Below are 1,595 nucleotides of genomic sequence, written 5' to 3'. Positions count from 1 at the left end.
GAAATGGAAGCTTCAAACGCTATAAGAAAAAGAGCTTTGACTGGTATAAAAAAGTCATTGAAAGTAATGGAGAGGATTTAGATTATGAGTTTTCCAAGTAATTTTTATTGGGGAGGGGCCACGGCTGCCAATCAATTAGAAGGGGCATGGAATGTGGATGGAAAAGGTATTGCTTGTCCGGATATTTGTACGGGAGGCAGTGCAAAAGTATCAAAGCGTATTACTCCTGTTTTAGAAGAAGGAACGTTTTATCCGAGTCATGAAGCCATTGATCATTATCATCGTTATAAAGAAGATATTGCCTTGTTTGCGCAAATGGGATTTAAAATGTATCGTTTTTCAATTTCATGGACGCGTATTTTTCCCAATGGAGATGAATCAAAACCAAATGAAAAGGGTTTGCAGTTTTATGATCATTTGATTGATGAGTGTTTAAAATATGGTATTGAACCTATGATCACGATTTCACATTATGAAGTGCCTTTTGGATTGACAAAAAAATTTAATAGCTGGACAAATCGACAAATGATTGATTTTTACTTGAATTATTGTAAAGCGATTTTTACGCGATATAAAGGAAAAGTAAAATATTGGTTGACATTCAATGAAATCAATAGTGCAACAATGCCAGCAGGTGGTTTTTTAAATCAGGGAATTTTAAATGAAATAAAAACAATGGATTTTTTAGATCAAGTCGATATTCCACAGAATCGTTTTCAAGGATTGCATCATCAATTTGTTGCCAGTGCTTTAGCTGTACAAATGGCACATGAAATTGATAAAAATTATCAAGTGGGTTGTATGAATATTATGGCAACAAGTTATCCTTTGACTTGTAAGCCAAGTGATGCGATTGAAAATTTAAAACACAATCAAGTCATGAACTGGTTTTGTTCGGATGTACAGTGTAGAGGAAAATATCCTAGTTATATTTGGCGTTATTTTAAAGAAAATAATATCCAGATTCAAATGGAAGAATCGGATAAAGATATTTTGAAAAATGGATGCGTTGATTTCTATACTTGTTCGTATTATATGTCGAATTGTCAAACAAGCAATCCAGATAAAAAGATAAATGGAGAAGGGAACTTAATCCATGGCGTGAATAATCCGTATTTAAAAGCCAGTGACTGGGGTTGGCAAATTGATCCAGAGGGATTGCGTTTTAGTTTAAATGAAATTTATGATCGTTATCAGTTGCCTGTTTTTGTGGTTGAAAATGGATTAGGGGCTTATGATAAAGTAGAAGAAGATGGCAGCATTCAAGATGATTATCGAATTGATTATTTGCGTTTGCATATAGAACAAATGCATGAAGCAATCTTGGATGGAGTGGATTTAAAAGGATATACGCCTTGGGGTTGTATTGACTTAGTTTCGGCTTCTACAGGTGAAATGCGTAAGCGTTATGGTTTTATTTATGTTGATAAATATGATGATGGAACAGGTGATTTATCGCGTCATAAAAAGAAATCATTTGATTGGTATAAAAAAGTGATTGAATCGAATGGAGAGTGTTTATAAGAGCTAGAAATAGCTCTTTTAACTTTTTTTAAAAAAAGTAGTTGACTGAAGAGGAATGATTTGGTAGTATA

At 33.5% G+C, this 1,595-nt stretch carries 1 protein-coding gene; it reads left to right on the top strand.

Translation table 11 applies throughout. From position 1 onward, the window contains the following. The first annotated feature begins 84 nt into the window (after positions 1-84). On the top strand, positions 85-1,524 hold the full coding sequence (locus ACI32A_RS07175; RefSeq protein ID WP_439754358.1) for a glycoside hydrolase family 1 protein: 1,440 nt from the start codon (positions 85-87) through the stop codon (positions 1,522-1,524). The last annotated feature ends 71 nt before the right edge of the window (positions 1,525-1,595 follow it).

This window comes from Floccifex sp. (genome assembly GCF_051873555.1).
In the GTDB taxonomy this organism is placed as follows: domain Bacteria; phylum Bacillota_I; class Bacilli_A; order Erysipelotrichales; family Erysipelotrichaceae; genus Floccifex.
This window is presented reverse-complemented; position numbering and strand designations above follow the sequence as displayed.

Excerpts from the sequence above, each read along its gene's own strand:
- ACI32A_RS07175 (WP_439754358.1), top strand. The coding sequence starts at position 85 with ATGAGTTTTCCAAGTAATTTTTATTGGGGAGGGGCCACGGCTGCCAAT.